The 21,503-nt window shown below is 60.7% G+C and carries 19 protein-coding genes; 8 read left to right on the top strand and 11 right to left on the bottom strand.

Going from position 1 to position 21,503, the window contains the following annotated elements:
• On the bottom strand, positions 1-2,601 hold the full coding sequence (gene mprF, locus EM858_RS19650; RefSeq protein WP_059755123.1) for a bifunctional lysylphosphatidylglycerol flippase/synthetase MprF: 2,601 nt from the start codon (positions 2,599-2,601) through the stop codon (positions 1-3).
• A 275-nt stretch (positions 2,602-2,876) separates the two neighbouring features.
• On the opposite strand from mprF, the gene EM858_RS19645 reads away from it, so the two are divergent.
• Positions 2,877-3,170 carry a hypothetical protein gene (locus EM858_RS19645; RefSeq protein WP_127757691.1) on the top strand — a complete coding sequence of 98 codons (294 nt, stop codon included), beginning with the start codon at positions 2,877-2,879 and terminating at the stop codon, positions 3,168-3,170.
• Between the two features lie 55 nt (positions 3,171-3,225).
• On the opposite strand, the gene EM858_RS19640 is transcribed toward EM858_RS19645, so the two are convergent.
• Entirely contained in the window at positions 3,226-4,266 is a 1,041-nt protein-coding gene (locus EM858_RS19640; protein WP_127757690.1) for a dipeptidase, read from the bottom strand.
• Between the two features lie 235 nt (positions 4,267-4,501).
• On the opposite strand from EM858_RS19640, the gene EM858_RS19635 reads away from it, so the two are divergent.
• From EM858_RS19635 to EM858_RS19605, 7 genes are all read left to right on the top strand, one after another.
• Positions 4,502-6,097 carry an ABC transporter substrate-binding protein gene (locus EM858_RS19635; RefSeq protein WP_127757689.1) on the top strand — a complete coding sequence of 532 codons (1,596 nt, stop codon included), beginning with the start codon at positions 4,502-4,504 and terminating at the stop codon, positions 6,095-6,097.
• A gap of 2 nt (positions 6,098-6,099) precedes the next feature.
• Positions 6,100-7,113 (top strand): ABC transporter permease, encoded by a 1,014-nt coding sequence (locus EM858_RS19630; protein ID WP_164865497.1) that lies wholly within the window; start codon positions 6,100-6,102, stop codon positions 7,111-7,113.
• Positions 7,110-8,012 (top strand): nickel transporter permease, encoded by a 903-nt coding sequence (nikC, locus tag EM858_RS19625; protein ID WP_004433196.1) that lies wholly within the window; start codon positions 7,110-7,112, stop codon positions 8,010-8,012. Before EM858_RS19630 ends, nikC begins: the two co-directional genes overlap by 4 nt.
• A 3-nt stretch (positions 8,013-8,015) precedes the next feature.
• The gene (locus EM858_RS19620) at positions 8,016-8,846 is read left to right on the top strand and encodes an ABC transporter ATP-binding protein (RefSeq protein ID WP_004433197.1); all 831 of its coding nucleotides are present in this window, start codon (positions 8,016-8,018) and stop codon (positions 8,844-8,846) included.
• On the top strand, positions 8,843-9,583 hold the full coding sequence (locus tag EM858_RS19615) for an ABC transporter ATP-binding protein (protein WP_127757687.1): 741 nt from the start codon (positions 8,843-8,845) through the stop codon (positions 9,581-9,583). The genes EM858_RS19620 and EM858_RS19615 overlap by 4 nt, the downstream gene beginning before the upstream one ends.
• Positions 9,584-9,801: 218 nt before the next feature.
• On the top strand, positions 9,802-11,313 hold the full coding sequence (locus EM858_RS19610) for a serine hydrolase domain-containing protein (protein WP_127757686.1): 1,512 nt from the start codon (positions 9,802-9,804) through the stop codon (positions 11,311-11,313).
• Between the two features lie 87 nt (positions 11,314-11,400).
• On the top strand, positions 11,401-12,297 hold the full coding sequence (locus EM858_RS19605; RefSeq protein WP_127757685.1) for a LysR substrate-binding domain-containing protein: 897 nt from the start codon (positions 11,401-11,403) through the stop codon (positions 12,295-12,297).
• A gap of 65 nt (positions 12,298-12,362) precedes the next feature.
• Here EM858_RS19605 and EM858_RS19600 read toward each other — a convergent pair whose 3' ends face one another.
• The 9 genes from EM858_RS19600 to EM858_RS19560 form a co-directional block, all read right to left on the bottom strand.
• The gene (locus EM858_RS19600; RefSeq protein ID WP_065114128.1) at positions 12,363-13,229 is read right to left on the bottom strand and encodes a D-amino-acid transaminase; all 867 of its coding nucleotides are present in this window, start codon (positions 13,227-13,229) and stop codon (positions 12,363-12,365) included.
• A 20-nt stretch (positions 13,230-13,249) separates the two neighbouring features.
• Positions 13,250-14,308, bottom strand: coding sequence for a P1 family peptidase (locus EM858_RS19595; protein ID WP_127757684.1), 1,059 nt, complete (start codon positions 14,306-14,308; stop codon positions 13,250-13,252).
• A gap of 143 nt (positions 14,309-14,451) precedes the next feature.
• The gene (locus EM858_RS19590; RefSeq protein ID WP_127757683.1) at positions 14,452-15,411 is read right to left on the bottom strand and encodes a sugar kinase; all 960 of its coding nucleotides are present in this window, start codon (positions 15,409-15,411) and stop codon (positions 14,452-14,454) included.
• A 20-nt stretch (positions 15,412-15,431) separates the two neighbouring features.
• A complete protein-coding gene (ugpC, locus tag EM858_RS19585; RefSeq protein WP_127757682.1) occupies positions 15,432-16,490 on the bottom strand; it encodes a sn-glycerol-3-phosphate ABC transporter ATP-binding protein UgpC in 1,059 nt (352 codons plus the stop codon).
• 27 nt (positions 16,491-16,517) lie between these two features.
• Positions 16,518-17,339: a carbohydrate ABC transporter permease gene (locus EM858_RS19580; protein ID WP_170985890.1), complete on the bottom strand. Its 822-nt coding sequence runs from the start codon at positions 17,337-17,339 to the stop codon at positions 16,518-16,520.
• Positions 17,340-17,353: 14 nt separating this feature from the next.
• Complete coding sequence (locus tag EM858_RS19575) at positions 17,354-18,292, bottom strand: sugar ABC transporter permease (RefSeq protein WP_127757681.1); 939 nt, start codon at positions 18,290-18,292, stop codon at positions 17,354-17,356.
• Positions 18,292-19,623, bottom strand: coding sequence for a sugar ABC transporter substrate-binding protein (locus tag EM858_RS19570; RefSeq protein ID WP_065114123.1), 1,332 nt, complete (start codon positions 19,621-19,623; stop codon positions 18,292-18,294). The genes EM858_RS19575 and EM858_RS19570 overlap by 1 nt, the downstream gene beginning before the upstream one ends.
• Positions 19,624-19,728: 105 nt before the next feature.
• Positions 19,729-20,385, bottom strand: a complete 657-nt coding sequence (locus EM858_RS19565) for a GntR family transcriptional regulator (protein WP_020810165.1) — start codon at positions 20,383-20,385, stop codon at positions 19,729-19,731.
• A gap of 21 nt (positions 20,386-20,406) precedes the next feature.
• A complete protein-coding gene (locus tag EM858_RS19560) occupies positions 20,407-21,291 on the bottom strand; it encodes a dihydrodipicolinate synthase family protein (RefSeq protein WP_020810166.1) in 885 nt (294 codons plus the stop codon).
• Positions 21,292-21,503: the final 212 nt, after the last annotated feature.

The raw sequence follows: 21,503 nt of genomic DNA, 5'->3' as shown, positions 1-21,503 counted from the left end.
TCATTTTCCGATCACTCCTCTGACGCCGCCGCTGATGAGAACCGTCGCATCCATCAGCGCCAGAGCGGCGTCTGCGCCGTTCTGCACGGCAAGGTAACGCGGTTCCCATTTCGGGTGGAACTTCGCCTTGAAGGCGCGAAGTCCCTTGAAGTTGTAGAACCGTTCGCCGTGTTCGAACAGCGTGCTGCCGATGCGGTCCCAGACGGGGGCGGCGTCGCGCTTCGACATGCCGGACATGGGGGCCATGCCGAGATTGAAGCTCTCATAGCCCGCCTCGCGCAGATATTGCATGATGCTGACGAAGAGAAAATCCATCGAGCCGCGCGGGGCATCCGGCGAAAACCGCATGAGGTCGACGGTGGCTTCCTTTTTCGTGTCCGTCACCATCAGATTGGCGAAGGCGGTGATCTTTCCATCCTTGCGCAGCACGGCGACGGGTTGCGACAGGATGTAATCCGGCTCGAAAGCGCCAAGAGAGAAGCGCTTTTCCCGGGTGTTGTGGTGGGCGAGCCAGCCGTCGGAGACCTGTTTCAGCTCATCCAGAATATCCGCCACCTGCGCTTGCTCGACCACCTCGAAGGTCAGTCCGTCGCGCGCGCCGCGGCTCAGCGACTGGCGAAGATTGGCGAGCTTGCCGCCCTTCAGTTCGAATGCGGTGAGATCGACCAATGCCAGTTCGCCGAGCTTGAAGGCACGCAGGCCGGCATCGGCGCAATGGGAGAGGAGGAAAGGCGAAATCTGATAAAAGGCGGCGCGCGCGCCGGCGGCGCGGGCGGCTTCCACGAATTGCCAGACGAGATCCGGAAAATCATCCTCATCGCCGACCGGATCGGCGAAGGCGATCCATGAGCGGCCCTGAATCCCATACATGATGAAGGCGTTGCCGCTTTCGGAGAACATCACATGCTTGTCGCCCATGCGCACCAGATTGGCGTCGGCCGCATCCTGTGTCATGACGATGCCGGTCGCACTCGTGACGTCGTCGGCCTTGATGGCGTCCGGCCTGAAGGCCACCGGCCGCATCAGGCTGAAGATGGCGATGGTGGAGGAGGCGAGCACGAGGCCGAGAAGGGCGCGCAATCCGCGCGGCGCTTCCTCGGAGAATTCGAACTGCCACCATAATGTCTGGCTGTAATCCGTATCGCGATAGACGAAGAGCAGGATTGTCGCCGCGCCCGCAATGATGACGGCCATGGCGGCGAGCCAGCTTGGGCCCAGCGCCTGCTTCACCAGCGAGGCATGGCGGTTGAAGCTGCGCATATTGACGGAAAGGGCCGCGATGAAGACGCCGAGAATGGCGGCTTCGAACACGGCAATGGCCTTGAGGAGCGAGAGGACCAGCGCCAGCGAGGCGGCGACCAGCGCAATCCACCAGGCGCCGTCCAGCCGCTGCCCGAGGCCGCGCGAGGCGACGACAAGCACGAGGCCGAGAATGCTCGTCAGAAAATGCGCCGCCTCGACTATGGGAAGCGGCACGAAATTGGAGAGGAAATCCAGATTGCTGTCCGGTGTCGGTGTCACACTCGAGAAGATCAGCATGGTGCCAAGGATCATCGCGAAGGTCGATAGCAGCGGCGGCGCGAGCCGCACGGCAAGCTGGCTGATATCGGAAACAACAGGCTTTGCCGCGAACTGCTTCATCTCCGAGACGAGCATCACCAGAATGGCCACCACCAGCGGCAGCACGTGATAGATCACGCGGTAGAGAACGAGGCTTCCGAGAAGCTGGTCGACGCTGATGGCGTTGCCAAGCCCCGCAACCATGACGGTTTCGAAGACGCCGAGACCGGCGGGCACATGGCTGAGGACGCCGAGGCCGACGGCGGTGGCGTAGATGGCGAAAAATGTCGGCCAGCCGAGATGCGTGTCGGGCAGCAGGACATAAAGCACCGAAGCGGAGGCGGCGATATCGAAGGCGGAGACGAGGAACTGGCGTGACGATGTCCGGCTGTCCGGGAGACGAAGACGCCATGCGCCGAGCCGGATGGCGCGCCCGTTGCGCCCGACATAGGCCGCCACCACGAGAACCGCGATTATGGCAAGCGCTGCACCCCTGAGAATAGCGGCATCGACGCCGATGATGGCGGCGATGCGCGGTGCGACGATGAAGGTGGAGATGGCGCTGACCGAAAGCAGCCCAAGCCCGAAGGACAGCGTGACGAAGGCGATGACGCGGGCGATTTCGCCGGGTGACAGACCCAGCCGGGAATAGGCGCGAAAGCGGATGGCGCCACCGCTCAAGGGGCCGAAACCGGCAGTATTGCCAATGGCATAGGCCGCAAACGCAGTTGCCGCCATGGGCGGAAAGGGCAGCTTGCGGCCGATATATTCGATGGCATTGGCGTCGTAGAATATCAGCGCCAGAAAGCTGAGCGCGGTAAATACGATGGCGAGCAGCACCGCCGAGGCCGAGGTCTGCGTCAGCGCATCGATGACGTCGTCATAGCGGACTTCTGAGGTCAGGTGATAGATGGCGAAAGTCATCATCACGAAGACCAGCGTAATGGCGATCGCGGTCAGGTAGGGGCGGTTTCTGGCAAAAAAGCTTTCAACCGCAGATTCCGTAACATCGGTTTGTGTAATTTCGCTCTTGTCTGCCATTTACTTTGCCCAGCGCCAGTTCCTGTTGGCCAACCACAGGATTGTGTCGCTAATTCGTTTCGGTTGAGGAAATGTGATTAGCAGAAAAGCATGAAGTGTCGATGTGAAGTTTATGTCCGATCATGCGTGAATTTCACCGGATTTTGGGTCGAAAATGCAACTATGGAATGCATGATTGACGGGATTGTTCCGAATGACGCCAAATTGACCGTTGTGGTTGCTTGGTGGTGTCGTTTGATGCGATTACACGCTCCTTTCGATTGAAGGAGATGCCAATGAACACGCCCACAAGAATAGTCGTTTCGCTCGTCGTCGCCCTCGTGGCGGGCGGCGGATACATGGCGGTGGATAAGATGCGCGGCGCCGAATGGGTCGTTTCGCCGCAACAGATCGCGGAGGCCAAGGCGAAAGGGCAGATGGGTTATGAATCCCGTCCGGGCACCGTGACCGTATTGCCGATCCGCAGCGAGACGGCGGATGTGCTGCCGATGAAATGGGCGATGATCGGTGTCGTAGCCGGGCTTCTGGCTTTCCGGGCGACCGGCAGGAAAAAAGCGGCAAAGGCTTAAGGGCCTGCCGCTCACATCTCCGGCGCTTTGCGCCGGAGATAAATTGCAATATGCCTCACGCGCCCCAGGTTTTTTCCAGCACACGGATCCAGTTGCCGTGGCAGATTTTGGCAAGCGCCTCGTCGTCATAACCACCCTTGCGCAGGGCTTCGACCAGCAATTGCAGATCGGCTGCGTCCTTCATGGCGGCGGGAATGGTGGTGCCGTCGAAATCCGAACCGAGTGCGACGTGATCGATGCCGATGCGGTTGACGATATAGTCCACGTGGCGGACGAGTTCGCCCAGATCAGTATCCGGGTTCTTCACGCCATCCTGACGCAGGAACAGAACGCCGAAATTGATGCCTGCGAGGCCGCCCGTGTCGCGGATGGCGTCAAGCTGCCGGTCCGTCAGGTTGCGGCTGTGATTGCACAGCGCATAGGCGTTGGAATGCGAAGCCACCAGCGGCGCGTCGGAAATCCCGGCAATGTCCCAGAAACCTTGCTCGTTCATGTGCGACAGGTCGACCATGATCTTCAGTTCGTTGCAGGTCTTTATCAGCCGCTTGCCGGCATCCGTGAGGCCGGGGCCGATATCCGGCGCCGAGGGGAAACGGAAGGGAACGCCATAAGCGAAGATGTTCGGGCGGCTCCAGACCGGCCCGAGCGTGCGAAGGCCCGCTTCGTGGAGCACGTGCAGCGCATCCAGATCAGCGCCGATCGCTTCCGCGCCCTCGATATGGAAGACCGAGGCAAAAGCGCCCTCTGCCATGGCGCTGCGGATATCGGCGGCGGTGCGGCAAACCTTCAGTGCGCCGGCGGATTGTTTCTCGGCGCGGAACAGCAGGCCGGCCATGGAGAGCGTCGCCTTCAGCGCGTCGGCTTCTGCCGGTGTCGAAAAATCGCCGTTGGCGTCCTTCTCCATGCTTGGCGACGGCACGTAGATGGCGCAGAGGCCGCCGGCCAGCCCACCCTTCCTGGCGCGTGGCAGGTCGATGTGGCCAACCGTGTCACCTTCGATGAGCAGGGTCTCGGGAGAGGCATTGCCCGACCGCCATAACCGCAGAAGCACGTCGTTGTGGCCGTCGAAGACGGGTACGGTTTTTTCATCGGTCATGGTCATTCACCTTCGGATAGGGGGAGGGCGCGGATGCGCGCCTATTCAGACTTTTGAGAATTGGTAGAGGAAAGGTCAAGGCGGGAGCAAATGCAATCCGTGCATAGGCTCTGCCAAATTTGGAATTGGTCGGGCCTCGTTTGCTCGTGTTAATCGCGGGAAAACATAAAAAAAATGACTGGATTGGGGCAAACCCACCGTTTTCCGAAAAATAAGGTCCGAAAGGGGATTTTCGATGATTTCAAGACGCAACCTGTTGATTGCCGGCGCTGCCGTTCCGTTCCTGTCCTATGCGCGCATTCCGGCATTTGCCGCGACACCGAAGGACATTCTTGTCGTCGCGCAGCAGCTGGACAATATGACGAGCCTTGACCCGCATGAAGGTTTCGAGGCCGTCGGCGGTGAAATCATCTCCAACATGTATCAGAAGCTGGTGCGCGCCAACCGCGAGGATTCCACCAAGGTTGATCCGGTTATCGCGAAATCCTGGGAAGCCGATGCGGACAGCAAGGTCTTCACCTTCGTGATCGGTGACGAAGCGACCTTCGCGAGCGGTGAGAAAGTGACCGCGGAAGACGTCGCCTTCTCGCTGCAGCGCGCCATCAAGATGAACAAGAGCCCGGCCTTCATCATCAGTCAGTTCGGCTTCACGCCTGAGAATGCCGAGACGACCATCGTTGCCGCCGACGACAAGACGGTGAAGCTGACGACGGCAAAGCCGACCGCCATCTCCTTCCTGCTTTATTGCCTCTCCGCCAATATCGGCGCGATCGTTGAAAAGAAGGCGGTTCTTGCCAATACGTCGGGCGAAGACCTCGGCAATGGCTGGCTGCAGAAGAACAGCGCCGGTTCCGGCGATTTCATGCTGCAGGCCTGGAAGCCGAGCGAAAGCGTCGCACTCACCGTCAACCCGAACGGTCCTTACAAGGGCAATATCAAGCGTATCGTGCTGCGCCACGTCACCGATCCGTCTTCCCAGCTGCTGATGCTGCAGAAGGGCGATATCGACATCGCCCGCGACCTGACCTCGGAGCAGCTGCGTACCGTCAAGGACGACGCCAATATCGAGCTGGAGCGCAAGTCCATCGCCTCGCTGGTGCTGATCTCTCTCAACCAGGGCAATGAGAACCTTGCCAAGCCGCAGGTCTGGCAGGCGATCAAGTGGGCGCTGGACTATAAGGGCATGCAGGAAAACCTGGTGTCGCTGACGCACAAGGTTCACCAGAGCTTCGAGCCGGAAGGTTTCCCGGGTGCGGTCAACGACACGCCCTACCAGCGCGATGTCGAAAAGGCCAAGGCTTTGATGGCCGAAGCCGGCCTTGCCGACGGTTTCGAGATCAGCATGGACCACTATTCCGCCCAGCCTTACCCGGATCTGGCGCAGGCCATTCAGGCCAACCTTGCCGATATCGGCATCAAGGTGCGTCTGCAATCGGCTGAAAACCGTCAGGTTCTGACCAAGATGCGCGCCCGCGAACACCAGATGGCGCTTTCCGCATGGGGCACGGATTATTTCGATCCGCATTCCAACGCCGATGTCTTCAACATCAACAAGGACAATGGCGACGACGCCAAGTCGAAGCCCTTCCTGTGGCGTTCGCGCTTCAGGAACGACGACTTCGCCGCCAAGGCGGAAGCCGCCCGTGACGAGAAGGACCCGGCCAAGCGCGTGGAGCTTTATGAAGCCCTGCAGCGCGAGCACATGGAAAACAGCCCGTTCGTGTTCATGTTCCAGACCACGAAGACGGCAGCCTTCCGCAAGGGCGTTTCCGGCTTCGAACTCGGCGTTCTCTCCGAGGGCAATTCCTACCACGATGCGAAGAAAGCGTGACATTGAACAAGCGCGTTAAAAGCATATCGTCGATGCTGAGCAGCGTCCTCCTGACGCTGTTCGGTTTGATGGTCATCACCTTCATGATCGGGCGCGTCATGCCCGTCGATCCCGTCATCGCGGCGGTCGGCGACAACGCGCCCGAAGACGTCATCGTGCGGGTGCGGGCCGAAATGGGCCTCGACCAGCCGCTGGTCGTGCAGTTCTTCCACTATGTCACGCAAGTCCTGCATGGCGATTTCGGCAACTCGATCCTGACCCGCAATCCGGTCTGGATCGATATCAAGCGCGTTTTCCCCGCCACGTTCGAACTTGCCACCGCAGCTCTCATCCTTGCTGCGCTGATCGGCATTCCGCTTGGCGTCTGGGCCGCCGTGAAGCAGGGCAAGCTGACGGATCAGGTGATCCGCGTCGTCTGCCTTGCCGGTCACTCCGTGCCGGTCTTCATGCTGGCGCTGATTTCGCTGCTCGTCTTTTACGCCACGCTTGGCGTCGCACCGGGACCGGGCCGTCAGGACATCATCTATGACGGCATGATCACGCAGGTCACTGGCCTGATGACGGTCGACACGCTGCTTGCCGGCGACTGGGACGCTTTTTACGACGCCATCGCCCATATGGTGCAGCCCGTCTGCATCCTCGCCTATTTCAGCATGGCCTATATCACCCGCATGACGCGCGCCTTCATGATCGACGCGCTGAAGGGTGAATATGTCATCACCGCCCGCGCCAAGGGGCTTTCGGCCATGACCGTGATCTGGGGCCACGCCTTCCCGACGGTCGCCGTGCAGCTCGTCACGGTTCTGGCGCTCACCTATGCCGGCCTTCTCGAAGGCGCCGTGGTGACGGAAACCGTCTTCAGCTGGCCGGGCCTTGGTCAATACCTCACCGTCTCGCTCATGAACGCGGACATGAACCCGGTCGTCGGAGCAACCCTGTTGATCGGCTTCATCTATGTCGCCCTCAACCTGCTTGCAGACGTGCTTTACAGAGTTATGGATCCTCGCGTTCGATGATGTTAGCTAATTTCAGAAACTGGGCTCTGGATGAGACGCCGCATTCCCGCACACAGGCTGCCTGGGGAAACCGGTATCGCATCTGGCTCAACCTCAAGTCCAATCCGCTGGCGGTGATCGGTCTGACCATCATCGTCCTGTTCATCGCCCTGTCGCTTCTGGCGCCGCTGCTCGCGCCCTATGATCCGGCAACGCAGAATCTCGGCAACCGCCTGGCATTCCCCAGCGCCGAACACTGGTTCGGCACGGATGAGCTGGGCCGTGACATTCTCTCGCGTATTCTTTACGGCGGCCGCGTCACGCTCGGCATGGTCATTGCCGTCGTCGTTCTCGTGGCACCCATCGGCCTCGCCATCGGCTGCATCGCCGGTTATTTCGGCGGCATTGTCGATACGGTGCTGATGCGGGTGACGGATGTGTTCCTGGCCTTTCCGCGCCTCATCCTCGCGCTCGCCTTTGTCGCGGCACTGAAGCCCGGCGTTGAAAGTGCCATTCTCGCCATCGCGCTCACCGCATGGCCGCCCTATGCGCGCCTTGCCCGCGCCGAGACCATGACGGTGCGCGGCAGCGACTTCGTCGCGGCTTATAGGCTGACCGGCGCTTCTGCCTGGCGCATCATTGCGCGTCACATCGCGCCGCTCTGCGTGCCAAGCCTTATCGTGCGCATCACGCTCGACATGAGCTCGATCATCATCACCGCCGCCAGCCTCGGCTTCCTCGGCATGGGCGCACAGCCGCCTTCGCCGGAATGGGGCGCGATGATTGCGACGGCCAAGCGCTTCATCTTCGAACAATGGTGGGTCGCCACCATTCCCGGCATCGCCATCTTCCTTGTTTCGCTCGCCTTCAACTTCCTTGGCGATGGCTTGCGCGACGTTCTCGACCCGAAGGGACATTGAGTCATGCTGGTCGAAATCGAAAATCTGAAGATCGCTTTCCAGACCCGCACCAGCCGTTTCGAGGCGGTGCGCGGTGTCTCCATGAAGCTCGGCACTGAAAAGCTCGGCATTGTCGGCGAATCCGGTTCGGGCAAGAGCCTGACGGCGCGGGCGCTGATGAAGCTTCTGCCCTCCAATGCGGATATCCGCGCCGACAAGCTTGCCTTCGACGGCATCGACGTGCTGTCCGCCAGCGAAAGGCAGATGCGCCAGATCCGTGGCAAGCGGGCGGGTTTCATTCTGCAGGATCCGAAATATTCGCTGAACCCGGTGAAGACCATGGGTGCGCAGATCGCCGAAGCCTGGCGTGCCCATAAGGGCGGCAGCAAGCGGGCCGCCATGGAAGCGGCCATCGGCCTGCTTGATCAGGTGAAGATCCGCAATCCGCGTCAGGTCGCCTCGTCCTATGCGCATGAGGTTTCCGGTGGCATGGGCCAGCGCGTCATGATCGCCATGATGCTGGCGCCCGATCCGGAACTCCTGATCGCCGACGAACCGACCAGCGCGCTCGACGCCACGGTGCAGGCGGAAATCCTGCGGCTTATCGAGGAGCTGGTGTCGGAACGCGGCATGGGCCTCATCCTCATCAGCCACGATCTGCCGCTCGTTTCGCATTTCTGCGACCGCGTCGCCGTCATGTATTCCGGCCGGGTGATGGAGGAGCTGAAGGCGTCCGAACTCCTGAAAGCCGAACATCCCTATACAAAGGGACTTTTGAACTGCATTCCCTCGCTGACGCATCCGCGCGAGCGTCTTCCCGTTCTCAACCGTGATGCAGCGTGGTCCAGCCAATGATCGACGTCGATAATCTCCGTATCAAGTTCGGTGACCGCGAAGTGGTGAAGGGCGTGTCCTTTTCGGTGGAAAAGGGTGGCAGCTTTGGCATCGTCGGTGAAAGCGGCTCGGGCAAGTCCACCATCCTGCGCGCCATGGCCGGCCTTAATGAAAGCTGGGAAGGGCGCATCGCCTTTGCCGGCAAGGACGCACCGCTGAAGCGCACGCCGGAATTCTTCCGGCAGGTGCAGATGGTGTTTCAGGACCCCTATGGCTCGCTGCATCCGCGCCAGACCATCGACCGTATTCTCAGCGAATTGCCGCTGGTGCACGGCATGGACAACATCGAAAAACGCATCCAGCAGGCCTTGTCCGACGTGGCGCTGCCGCAGGCGGTGCGTTTCCGTTTTCCGCACCAGCTCTCCGGCGGCCAGCGCCAGCGCGTGGCGATTGCCCGTGCGCTGATCGCCGATCCGCAGGTGCTGCTGCTCGATGAGCCGACTTCGGCGCTCGATGTGTCGGTGCAGGCGGAAATTCTGAACCTGTTGCAGGACCTGCGCGCGGCGCGCAACCTCACCTATATTCTCGTCAGCCACAATCTTGCGGTCATTGCGCATCTGTGCCCGCAGGTTGGCGTGATGCTGAATGGCGACATGGTGGAGCAGCTGAGTGCCGGCGATCTGCGCGAGGGCCGGACCAAACATCCGCATACGGAAGAGTTGCGTAGCCTGAGTATCCGGCTGGAAGAACCGGCCTGAGTCTACGTTGCCAATAAATCGAGCGGGTGCCACGAGTTTCTTCTCCCCGAGGGGGAGAAGTCCGCGGCAGCGGGATGAGGGGGCAGGCTTCCCGTAAATCTCTACCGTTGCCCCCTCATCCGACCCTTCGGGCCACCTTCTCCCCCTCGGGGAGAAGAAACAAGCGGCGATGCCGAGGCTTTCTGTAGAGACGAGACGACAAGACACGAGACCGAGCCATGCCAAAAGAATTCGACTGGAACGCCGCTTCAACCCTTTCGCAAAGCTTCGTCTCACAATGGGCGGACAATGAGCCGGGCGGGGCGGTCATCGGTTTTGATCTCGATGGCATCCGTTTCGCCCATGCCGGCGGTGTCGAGAGCCTCTCGACCTTTGCACCCTTCACGCCGCAGAGCGTGGTCCGGTACGCCTCGGTCACCAAACATGCCTTCTGTGCCATGGTGCTCGCGCATTCCGATCTGATCGGCCTTGACGATCCACTCGGTAAACATCTGCCGGAGTTGCAGCCGCCGCTCCGCGACGTCACGGTGGGGCAGGCGCTGGATATGAGCGGTGGCCTGCCGGATACGCGTGAATGCCTCTCGCTGCTTGGCCTTTCGGTCTATACCGAAACGAAGGCCGGACCGCTTCTCGACTATCTGTCGCGGCTCAACCGGCTGAATTTCCCGGCCGGCAGCGAGGTGTCCTATTCCAATACCGGTTACCGGCTGGTGGAGGCGGCGCTGGAGCGTCGCGGTTTCCGTTTCGATGATTTTGTGCAGACACAGATTGCCGATCCCTTTGGCGTGTTTCTGAAGGCGCCGGATGTCTGGAACGATCCAGTCGACGGGCTGGTGCCGGGTTACTGGAAGGCCGAAGACAACTGGCAGCTTTCGGCTGCCGGCCTGCATATCTCCGCTTCCGGCAGTCTTGCCGGCAGTGCCGAAGCACTTACCCGCTGGTTGCAGGGTCTGATGCGCGGCGAGGGAAGCTTCTCGGGTGTTCTCGACGCGCTTTCGGCTGAGCGGCCGCTCGCCGATGGACGGATGAGCGAATATGGTCTCGGCCTGCGCTGGTCGCATCTCGGTGACAGGCGTTTTGTCGGTCACGGCGGTTCGCATCCCGGCTACAAGACGTACTTTCTGCTTGATCCGGAAAACGGCACTGGCTTCGTTGTGGTGTCGAACCGCGAGGATACCAATGGTTTCAAGATCGCGCTGGAATGCATGGCGGCCTTGACCGGCCTGCCTTTGCCCAAACCCGCCGCCAGCCTGCCGGAAGGCCTCTATGTCACCGAAAGTGGGCCGTGGTGGCTGGAGATCAAGGGCAGCACATCCACCTTTATCGATGGTGACGACACGCTTTATGAAGATGTCGATGGCTGGGTCTCCTCCCGTTCCGCATCCTCTCCGATGCGTCTCAGGCTGGACGGTGCCGCCATTGTCGGTGAGGCCGGCCGCGCCGCCCGCCGCTTCCTGCCAGTCGGCCAGCATGTCGTGCCGGACGATCTTTCGGGCTTGTGGCGCTCGGATGAGGGTGCGGAATTTATCATCAGCGGTTCCTCACTCACGATGGGCATCGGCCCTACACGCCGCAGCATGCCCTTGAAGGCGCTCGGCAATGGCCGTTTCCTTTTCACGCTCATCGATGGGCCTTGGACGAAGCGCGTCTGCCTCAACCGGCTGGGTGACGACCGGATCGAGCTGGTGTCCAGCCGGGCGCGGATGATCGAATATTCCCGCGCGCGGTAAAGGGGATTTCAAAGACGCCTGAATGCTCCTAATAAAGACCCGTGTTCCCGGCAGGCCGGGACAACATCTTTGTGGGAGAACAGGCCCTTGGAAGTCAAATGGCTTGAGGATTTCCTGGCGCTGGCCGGAACGCTCAATTTCTCGAAGGCGGCGGATGAGCGGCATGTGACGCAATCCGCCTTCAGCCGACGTATCAAGCAGCTGGAAGCCTGGGTGGGGGCGACGCTGGTCGACCGCGCTTCCTATCCGTCGCGGCTCACCGAGGCCGGGGTGAAATTCGTGCCGGTGGCGCAGGAGACGCTGAAACAGCTCTATCATGCACGGCGCACCCTGCTGCAGGAAGAGGGAGCCGATGCAAGAACCGTTCGGTTGACGGCGCTGCATACCCTGTCCTTCACCTTCTTTCCCGACTGGCTGAAACGGGTGAACGAGAAGGCCGGGCCGCTGTTTTCGGTTCTGCGACCGGATTCCGGCAGCATGGAGGAAAACCTCAATTCGCTGGTGGACGGGCAGAGCGATTTTCTGCTGACCTATGCCCATCCCGAAGTGCCGATGCTGCTCGATGCGCAGACCTTCGAATTCCGTGTGCTTGGTGCGGAAAACATCATTCCGGTTTCCGCGCCGGCGAAAGATGGTTCACCGCTGCATGCGCTGGTGGAAAATGCGCGAAAACCCTTTGCCTATCTGGATTATGAAAAGGCCTCGTTCTTCGGTCCGTTGCTGCGCGATCTCCTGAGCGCGCGGTTGCCGCAATTCGAGCGGGTGCATGAAGGCAGCATGTCGGTCGGGCTGAAAGCCATGGCGATGGCCGGCTGGGGTGTCGCCTGGGTGCCGGAAAGCCTGATGCGGCACGAGCTGGATAGCGGCGCTCTGGTGCGCGCCGCTGATTCAAGTTTCGATATTGCCGTCGATATCAGGCTTTATCGTTCCAAGGAGAACCGCCGGCCCGTGGTTGAGCGCATCTGGGCGGTTCTCGAAGGTTAGAGCATTTCCGGGAAAGGTGGCCCCCAGTTTTCCATCCGGAAATGCGACAAACAAAACGCTTTCGATCAGATGGCCGTGCGGCGGGCGTTTTCGAGGTAGAGCGCGCGCAGGCGGCTCACCATCGGGCCGGGCTTGCCGTTACCGACCGGCTTGCCGTCGATCTTCGTGACCGAAACCACGAAGTTAGAGGCGCTGGTCAGGCAGGCCTCGTCGGCATTCAGCGCCTCTTCCAGCGTGAAGGGGCGTTCTTCCAGTGTAAAGCCGGCTTCCTTGGCCAGCTGCAGGGCGGCAAGACGGGTGCAGCCGGGCAGGGTCTTGTTGCTGTTGCCGCGGGTGATGATCTTCTTGTCGGCGGTGACGATATAGGCAGTCGAGGACGCGCCTTCGGTGACGAAACCATCCTCGATCATCCACGCCTCGTCGCAGCCTTCGGCCTTGGCGATGCGTTTGGCCATGACCTGCGGCAAAAGGCAGACGGTCTTGATATCGCGGCGCTCCCAGCGCTGGTCGGGAACGGATTTGACGGCGATGCCGGCTTCTTCGACCGGGGTGCCGATCAGCTTCTTGGCCTGGGTGAACATGACCAGCGTCGGCTTCAGATCGGCGGAGAACAGGAAATTGCGGTCTTCGGCACCACGCGTCAGCTGCAGGTAGATCATGCCTTCGACGAGGTTGTTGTCGGCAATCAGCCGGCGTTCTGCCTCGACGATCTCTTTCGTGGTGACCGGCAGCGGCACGTCGATTTCGCGGGCGCTGCGCTCCAGCCGGGCCATGTGCAGGTCGCTGTCGATCAGCTTGCCTTCCAGAACGGAGGTAACTTCATAAATGCCGTCGCCAAACAGGAAACCGCGGTCGAAGATGGAGAGGCGGGCGTCCGCTTCGGGCAGGAATTCGCCGTTGACGTAAACGATGCGACCGGATGGGCTAGTCATGAAAACTCCGTCTGGAAAAGTCAGGCTGAAAGAAGGGTTTTAAGGGCGTCGATGGAAATGGCCTCGACCGTGGAGGCCATGCCGGTGCCGGCATTGAAGCCCGTCGTCGTTGTTGCCGCACAGAGCGAATTGAGGATCGCTTCCTCCGTCGCCTCAATCGCGGCTTCGAAGAGCGGCGAAATCGCATCGTTGGAAAGTTCCGGATAGTCTGCGACGGCCTTGCGGCGCGCGGGCGTGCGGCGCAGCCGCTCATCGGTGGAAAAGGCCAGCGCATAGTCACCGGAGCCATTGCTGAGCGCTGCACCCGTGCGCGCCAGCCCGCCGAAGCTTCTGGCCGCCAGACGCTTCAGGTTGCGGGAGGAGAGCGGCGCGTCGGTGGCGACAATGATGACGATCGAGCCGTCCTTATCCTTATGGGCAGGGCTGACATAGGGCTTGCCGCAGACCAGCAGATGGCCGCCGTAATTGGACTGCACGAGAATGCCGAGCGTATAGGTCGTTCCGGCGATGTTGACGATGCGGGATGCGGTGCCGATGCCGCCTTTCATGCCGAAAGCGACCGTACCGGTTCCGGCACCCACGCCGCCCTCGGCCACGGGGCCTGTGGCCGCGGTTTGCAGTGCGGCCGAGATTTCCTCGACCGTCGGGCGGCCGGCGCGAATGTCGTTCAGGCGGGAATCGTTGGTTTCGCCGACGACGGCGTTGATCGAGACGACTTTCTCATTGCCCGGCTGTGCCAGCGTATGGTGGTTGATCGCCTCAATGGCTCGACCGGTTGCCAGCGTGTTGGTGAGGATGATTGGTGTTTCGAGTTCGCCGAGTTCCTCGATCTGGGTGGAGCCGGCAAATTTGCCGAAGCCGTTATAGACGGCGAAGGCGGCGGGCACCTTGTCCTGAAACAGATTGCCGCCATGCGGAAGGATCGCGGTTGCGCCGGTGCGGATCGTGTCGCCTTCGATGACGGTCGAATGGCCGATGGTCACGCCTTCGACATCGGTGATGGCGTTGAGCGGGCCGGTCTCGAAATGGCCGGGCCGGAAACCGATATCGCGCAGTCTCGGGCGGGTCGTCTGATGCATCGGGCGATCACTTTTGCGGAATACGGGCTCAAGGTGGAACAGGCGCGGCTTGCGAAAAGCTTTGCTCTGACTTGACGTTAGACTACTTCGCCGGGAAACGGCATCGCAAAAATGGAATAGTTTTATGCGGGCAATGGATGCGCTCAGGAGGCGCGCAGCGCGGCTGCGCCTTCACGCTCCAGCCATTGCCGCATCGCCTCTTCCGTCTCTTCGCGCGTCGGTGCGCCGATGCGGCCGCCGAAGACGGTGCATTTCAGCGCGGCGGCAACGGAGGAGAGGCGGATGGCCGCGCGGCTTTGCATGTCTTCAGCCATCGCCAGTGCAAATGTGCCGTGGAAGATATCGCCCGCCGCCAGCGTATCCACTGCCTGAACCCGCATCGTTGATTGGAAATGCACCGTGGGATCACCGGCCTCCGTCCACCAGCAACCTTGCGGGCCGGCGGTGACGGCGATGAAGGTCTGCGGGTAGCGGGAATGCAGTACCGGCAGCATGTCCTTCACCGTTTCAAGTCCGGTCAGCCGGGCGGCGGCGGGTTCGGAAAAGACGATATGGGTTGCGGCGGGCGCAAGCTTCTCCAACGTTTCCACCGGCGCCACATCGCCATCCAGAATGGCGGGTTTGCCAAGCGCGCGCGCCACGGTGAGCACATCGAGTGCCAGTTCCGGCCAGCGCACATCCACCAGAACGGCATCGAACGGGGCAATATCTGCCGGCGTACAGGAGCGTTTTTTCTCATGCAGGCGATGGTCGTAAAAAGGCACGATCAGCCGTTCTCCCCGGTCATCGATGATGATCGTCGACAGGGCCGAGCGCGCGCCGGCGGCGATTGTCATGCCCGCAACATCGATGCCGCTTTCGGCGAGATCGCGCAGGATGCGGGTGCCGGTTTCGTCATCGCCCACCGCGCCCCAGAGGCTGGCGCGGCCGCCCATGCGATGCACGGCATAGGCGGCGCTCGAGGCCATGCCTTCGGCGATCTGCAGCATCTCATAGGGCAGGACCTTGCCTTCGCCCTTCGGCATGTCATGCACACGGAACAGGGTGTCCAGCACGGCGGCACCCACGCAGAGCACATGCTTGCCGCCCGCTTCCTTTACCATTCTCTTCGCTCCTGCGCTGTTCAGATGCGCTTGCCGCTGTCCTTGTCGAACAGATGCACGGTTGCCGGATCGATGGCAATGTGGATCGTATCGCCGAAGCGGACATTGAGGCGCTCGCGGAACAGGCAGGCGATCTCGTCGCCCTTGCAATTGAGCTTGGCGTAGATTTCCGAGCCGGTACCTTCGACCAGTTCGACCCGGCCTTCAATGCCGGTCTCGGCGGCACGGATGTGTTCCGGCCGCACGCCGTAGACGAGGTCGCGGCCGCCCAGTTTGCCGATATCGGCATTGGCGGGCAGCGGCAGGCTGAGACCCTTTGCGGTGCGGAAGACGCCTTCCTCCACCCGGCCGCGAATGAAGTTCATGGCCGGCGAACCGATGAAACCGGCAACGAAGAGATTGGCGGGATTGTCGTAAAGCTCAAGCGGCGCGCCGATTTGCTCGATGACGCCATCATGCAGCACCACGATCTTGTCGGCCATGGTCATGGCTTCCACCTGGTCGTGGGTGACATAGATGGTGGTCGTGCCGATGCGCTGGTGCATGGCCTTGATCTCGCCGCGCATCTGCACGCGCAGCTTGGCATCGAGGTTGGAAAGCGGCTCGTCAAACAGGAAAACCTGCGGATCGCGCACCAGCGCGCGGCCCATGGCGACACGCTGGCGCTGGCCGCCGGAAAGCTGGCGCGGATAACGGTCCAGAAGCTTTTCCAGTCCCAGAATGGCGGCGGCCCTGTCGACCTTGGCCCTGGTTTCGTCGGCGCTGACCTTCTTCAGCTTCAGCGCGAAGCCCATATTGTCCTTGACCGTCATATGCGGATAAAGCGCGTAGTTCTGGAAGACCATGGCGATATCGCGGTCACGGGCGGGCAGGTGGCTCACCTCGCGCGCGCCGATGTGGATTTCGCCGTCGCTCAGTTCCTCCAGCCCGGCGATCATGCGTAGCAGGGTGGACTTACCGCAGCCGGAAGGGCCGACGAGGACGACGAATTCTCCGTCCTTGATGTCGATATCGATACCGTGGATGACGTTGACCGAGCCGAAGCGCTTCTGGACGTTTTGAATATTGACCGGTGCCATGTTTTTGGTTCCCGTTATAATTTGAATTCAGCCGCCCTTGACGGCGCCGGCGGTGAGACCCGCCACGATCTGTTTCTGTGCGAACATGGTGAGCAGCAGCACCGGCAGCGTGACGATGAGCGCGGCTGCGGCCAGCGGCCCCCAGCTGACCTGTTCGAAGGACAGCATATTGTAGACCGCGACCGGCAGGGTGCGCGTTTCACGGCTGGCCAGCACGATGCCGAAGACGAAGTTGTTCCACGAGAAGATGACCGCGAGGATGAAGGAGACGACGATGCCGGGCTTGGCAATCGGCAGCGCCACCAGCCGGAACACCTGCCAGGAGGATGCGCCATCGATGCTTGCCGCCTCTTCCAGTTCCTTCGGTGTGGTTTCGAAATAACCGATCATGATCCAGACGACGATCGGCACCGTCACGACAAGATGGATGATGATCTGCGGCCAGAGTGTGCCCAACAGGTTCAGCCATTGGAACAGCAGGAACAGCGGAATGAGGAATGAGAGGCCCGGCGTCATGCGGGCGATCATGATGACGACGGCGGATTTTTCCGCCTTCAGCCGGGCGATGCCGTAACCGGCGGGTACGCCGATGACGAGCGCCAGAATGGTTGCCGCACCGGTGACGAGCACCGAGTTCCAGAAATAGAGGAAGAAATTATTCTCCTCGAACACCTTCACATAGTTCGACCAGGCGAAACGTTCGGGAATGAGGATCGGCGGATAGGCGCCGTTGTCGATCTCATATTTCAGCGAGAGTGAGATCATCCAGATGAAGAACAGGATGACCGGCGAGATCATCACCAGTGCCACGAAGAAAAGGCCGATGCGGTCGAGATTTTTGCGTTTCAGGATTTTTCCAGACATCAGCGATCCTCCATCTCGTTCCACTGCGAGCGCTGGCGCACCATCAAAAGCACGAAGGACAGCGCCACGATGATGATGAAAAAGACGACGGCCATGGCCGAGCCGTAACCGATGTCGTAATAGGAAAACGCCGTATTATAGAGATAGATGTTGATGGTTTCAGACGCCGTGCCGGGCCCGCCTTGAGTCATCGCATAGATGATGTCGAAGCTTTTGACGGCATCGATGGAGCGGATGATGACGGCGATCATCAGAAACGGCGCAATCATCGGCATGGTCAGGTAACGGAATTTCTGCCAGGCGTTGGCGCCGTCGATTTCAGCGCTCTCATAGGGTTCGCGCGGCACTGCGGCCAGCCCGCCGAGCACGATCAGCATGACGAGCGGCGTCCACTGCCAGGTTTCCACCAGCACCAGCGAGGGAATGACGGTCGACTGGTTGTATATCCATTCCAGCGGTCCGATGCCGATGAGCGACAGGAGATAGTTCAGAACGCCGAGCTGGGGGTGGAACATCATGGTCCAGACGAGCGCGATGGCGACCGGGGTCGCCATCATCGGCATGACGAAGACGCCACGCAGAAAACCGCGCAGCGGAAATTGCGCATCGAAAACCAGCGCCGCCAATGTTCCGAGGAACAGTGGGGCGACGACCGACAGCACGGTATAGATCAGCGTGTGCCAGAGCGATTCCCAGAACCTGATATCGCCGGCGAGCCGGATGTAGTTCTCGAAACCGATAAAGCTCTGCTCCTGTCCGAGCGTCCAGCGATGCGCGCTCATCCACAGGGTAAAGACCCATGGAAAAACGATAACCGCCGAAATGACGATAAGTGCCGGTATGACGAAGGGCCAGTAGTTGGGAGCAAGCCTTGCCGGCCTGCTCCCTTGTCTACGACTGACGCCTGTCTTGGTGTTTTCGATGCTCACGGAGGCCATTATCCCTCGCTACGTGCCAGAACGGGTGCGAACTGTTCCGTCGCCTTTTTCAGTTCAGCCGCCGGGTCCGCGCCGCCGATCATGTTGGTGAGGCCGACGCCGTAGATGTCGCGGAACTCCGTCACCGGAATGATGACGGGAAGCGCAAGCTGCGAGACCTTGCCCGAACCGACAACGGCATCCAGCCAGGCGGCCGGCATCTTCACGCCTTCGCGGACCTTCTGGTCTTCGAGGATGGATTGGCGGAATGGAACGCCGGCACCGGCCTGCAACAGGCGCGCGCCCATTTCATGCGAGATCGCCCATTGGCAGAAGAGATAAGCGGCTTCCTTCTTGCTGCTGGCTTCGACGACGCCGAGACCGTCGCCAAACGTGCCGGCGGCCTGAACTGCCGGGCCTTTCGGCATGACGCCGTAACCGACCTTGCCGACGACACGGGATTTTTCCGGGTTCTCGATCGGCGGCGCAAAACCGACGCCATCGAACCACATGCCGATCTTGCCCTGCAGGAAGGCCGATTGCGCTTCCGCCCAGTTGAAGCCGGAGACGCCGGGAGGTGCTGCCTTGGTCATCAGGCGTTGGTAAAGCGCTGCCGCTTCCACCGCTTCCTTGGATTCGGTGTCGATCTTTCCATCCGCACCGATGGGCTTTGCGCCATAACCCAGCATCAGCGAGGTCCAGACCGGGGTATTGGCGTTCTTCAGGCCGCGGGCGACGAAACCATAGGTGTTGGTTGCGGGATCGGTGATCTTCTCCGCCGCCGTTACCAGCTCCTCGAAGGTTTCAGGGTATTTCAGGCCCTTGGCCTCGAAGAGTTCCTTGTTCCAGTAAACGATCCAGTAATCCACCGAGAAGGGCAGCGAGCGCAGCACGCCATCGCTATCCTTGGCAAACAACATGCCGGCTTCAGCGAAATCCTTTTCGACGAGCGACGGATCGGTGAGCGACGGATCCTTGAGGAAGCCGCTGATATCGGCCAGCCACTTGCCCTTTTCGAACTGGCGCTTCTGGACGTGATAGCTCAGATGCACGACGTCGAAGCTCGGCTTGCCGGAGGAAAGCTCGATGACGACCTTCTGGCGCTGCTGCTGTTCAGGCGTTGCCTCGGCATTGACCTTGATGCCGGTCAGTTCTTCGAATTCGCCGAGATATTTGATCAGCGTTTCGCTGCGCGGGCTTTTGACGAGATTGACCTCAAGCGTGGTGCCGGCGTGTTTTTTCCAGTTCACCGCCGCCGATGCCGGGCGAATGCCGAGCATCGCGCTGCCGCCAATCGCGGCCGTGCCTGCCAGAAAGGCGCGACGCGTGGGGTTGAGCAATGAATGCGTCATGTCAGTTCTCCTCCAGATTAGCCGGAAATTCTCCTCACCCCGGCTTGTTGCTTATTTTCCTGCAATCCCGGCGCAGGACCCTCTTCAGTCCCTGCCGGAATTGCCCTAAACCGCCAGCGCCCTGTCCCTTGCGTTGCGGATATGGGCGGTCAGCCGCTCCACGGCGTCTTCGACGGATCGCCTCTCGATTGCTTCGAGAATGGCGAGATGTTCCTTCATCACCGATTTCACGTGACCGGCGATGCGGAAGCGCTCCTGATTGATGAGGCGCATCTTGATGGAATTGACCCGATAGGCGTTTGAGATGATCGAATTGCCGAGCGCATCGATGAAGGCGTCGTGCATGCCCCAGTCCACCTGCTGCGCATGCTCGTCCAGTTCCGGGGATTCCCCGCCATTTTCAGCCGCTTCGGCAATATCGCGATGCTGTTTTAAGAGCTTGGCGATGGCCTCGTCGGAAGCCGAGCGGGTAAAGAGCGCCACGGCCTCCTTTTCGAGAAAGATGCGGAACTGGAACGCCTCGCGGATAAGGTTGAGGTCGATATGGGCGACCTGCAACCCCCGCTGCGGCACGGTCTTGATCAGACCTTCCGCCTCCAGCCGTGGAATAGCCTCCCGGATCGCCCCCAGCGGCAGACCCGTCAATTCCACGAGGCGGCGTTGCGAGATGAACTGCCCCGGGCGAACGTCGCGCGAGAGAAGGTGATGCGTAAAGCTTTCATACGCCCGTTCCCGCAATGTCTGTTCGCCGGTATCTTCCATGCTCAACCTTTCAAGGTCTGTTCAGGCGGCCTGTTTGCGAAACAGCGCGTCGAATGCGCCTTCGATCCGCCGCCGGTCTTCAGCCGAAATGGCGACGAGCGGCGCGCGTACATCCGCCCAGATATTTTCTCCTGTCGTGTGTGATACCAGCACCTTGACCGCTGGCGTAACCGGGAATTTCAGAAGTTCCACAACAAGATCTTCGACGCGCTTGTCGTCCTTGCCGTCAACGGCCATGGCGCGGACTTCCTGTGTCAGGAAATTGGCGACGCCGGAGATCGCGCCCTGACCGCCGAGGCGAACACCCTTCGCCAGATCGCGTTCATCGCCAATCAGGATGGCGAGATCGCCATGTTCTTTCAGCAGGCGCTCGGTATGGCTCCAGTTGCCGGATGAATCCTTGACGCCGGTGACGATGCCGGGGAATGCCTTTTTCAGCCGTCCAACCAGCTCGACCGACAATGTCACCATGGTCACGGAAGGAATGTTGTAGACGAGAATATCGCGAGCGCCCTTGCCGATCTTTTCGAACACCGCCGAGAACCAGGCAAACAGGCCGTCATCGCCGACATTCTTGAAATAGGAGGGCGGAGCAAGCAGAATGTTGCGGGCGCCGGCCTTCAGGGCCTCGGCCGACTGGTCGGCCGCGTCCTCGATGGAATCCACCAGAACGCCGGTGACCAGACGGGAAGGCGCAACGCCCGCCTCGATGAAGCGGGAGAGAATGACCTGCCGTTCACGGCTGCCGACGGAGCATCCTTCGCCCGTGGTGCCGAAGAGTGTCACGCTGTCGCAGCCATTTGCGAGGCAGCGTCGGGCATGGGCGATCATGGCGTCGATATCGACCGTTCCGTCCTTTTTAAAAGGGGTGGTCAGGGCTGCCGAAAGGCCAAATTTCTGGGTCAAGTAAGATGCTCCTCGAAGGTGATTGCACATTGATAACGCTCTGACATGTTAGCTGTAAAGAGGTAATTGCATCTTGACTGTTCGGAAGACGGGAATCGGGGAATTCGCTTCGTCGTGTGTTGAGCGGCAATGCTGCAAGGCGTTGGGATGGAAGGGTTGTACAGGGGCAGGGGGGCTGCTTTACCGTGGCGACAGCGGGCTTATGCTCTTTG

It is taken from the genome of Agrobacterium sp. CNPSo 2736, assembly GCF_004005385.1.
Lineage (GTDB): Bacteria > Pseudomonadota > Alphaproteobacteria > Rhizobiales > Rhizobiaceae > Agrobacterium > Agrobacterium leguminum.
Note: the sequence above shows the minus strand (reverse complement) of the source record. Positions and strands in the feature narration are given on the sequence as shown.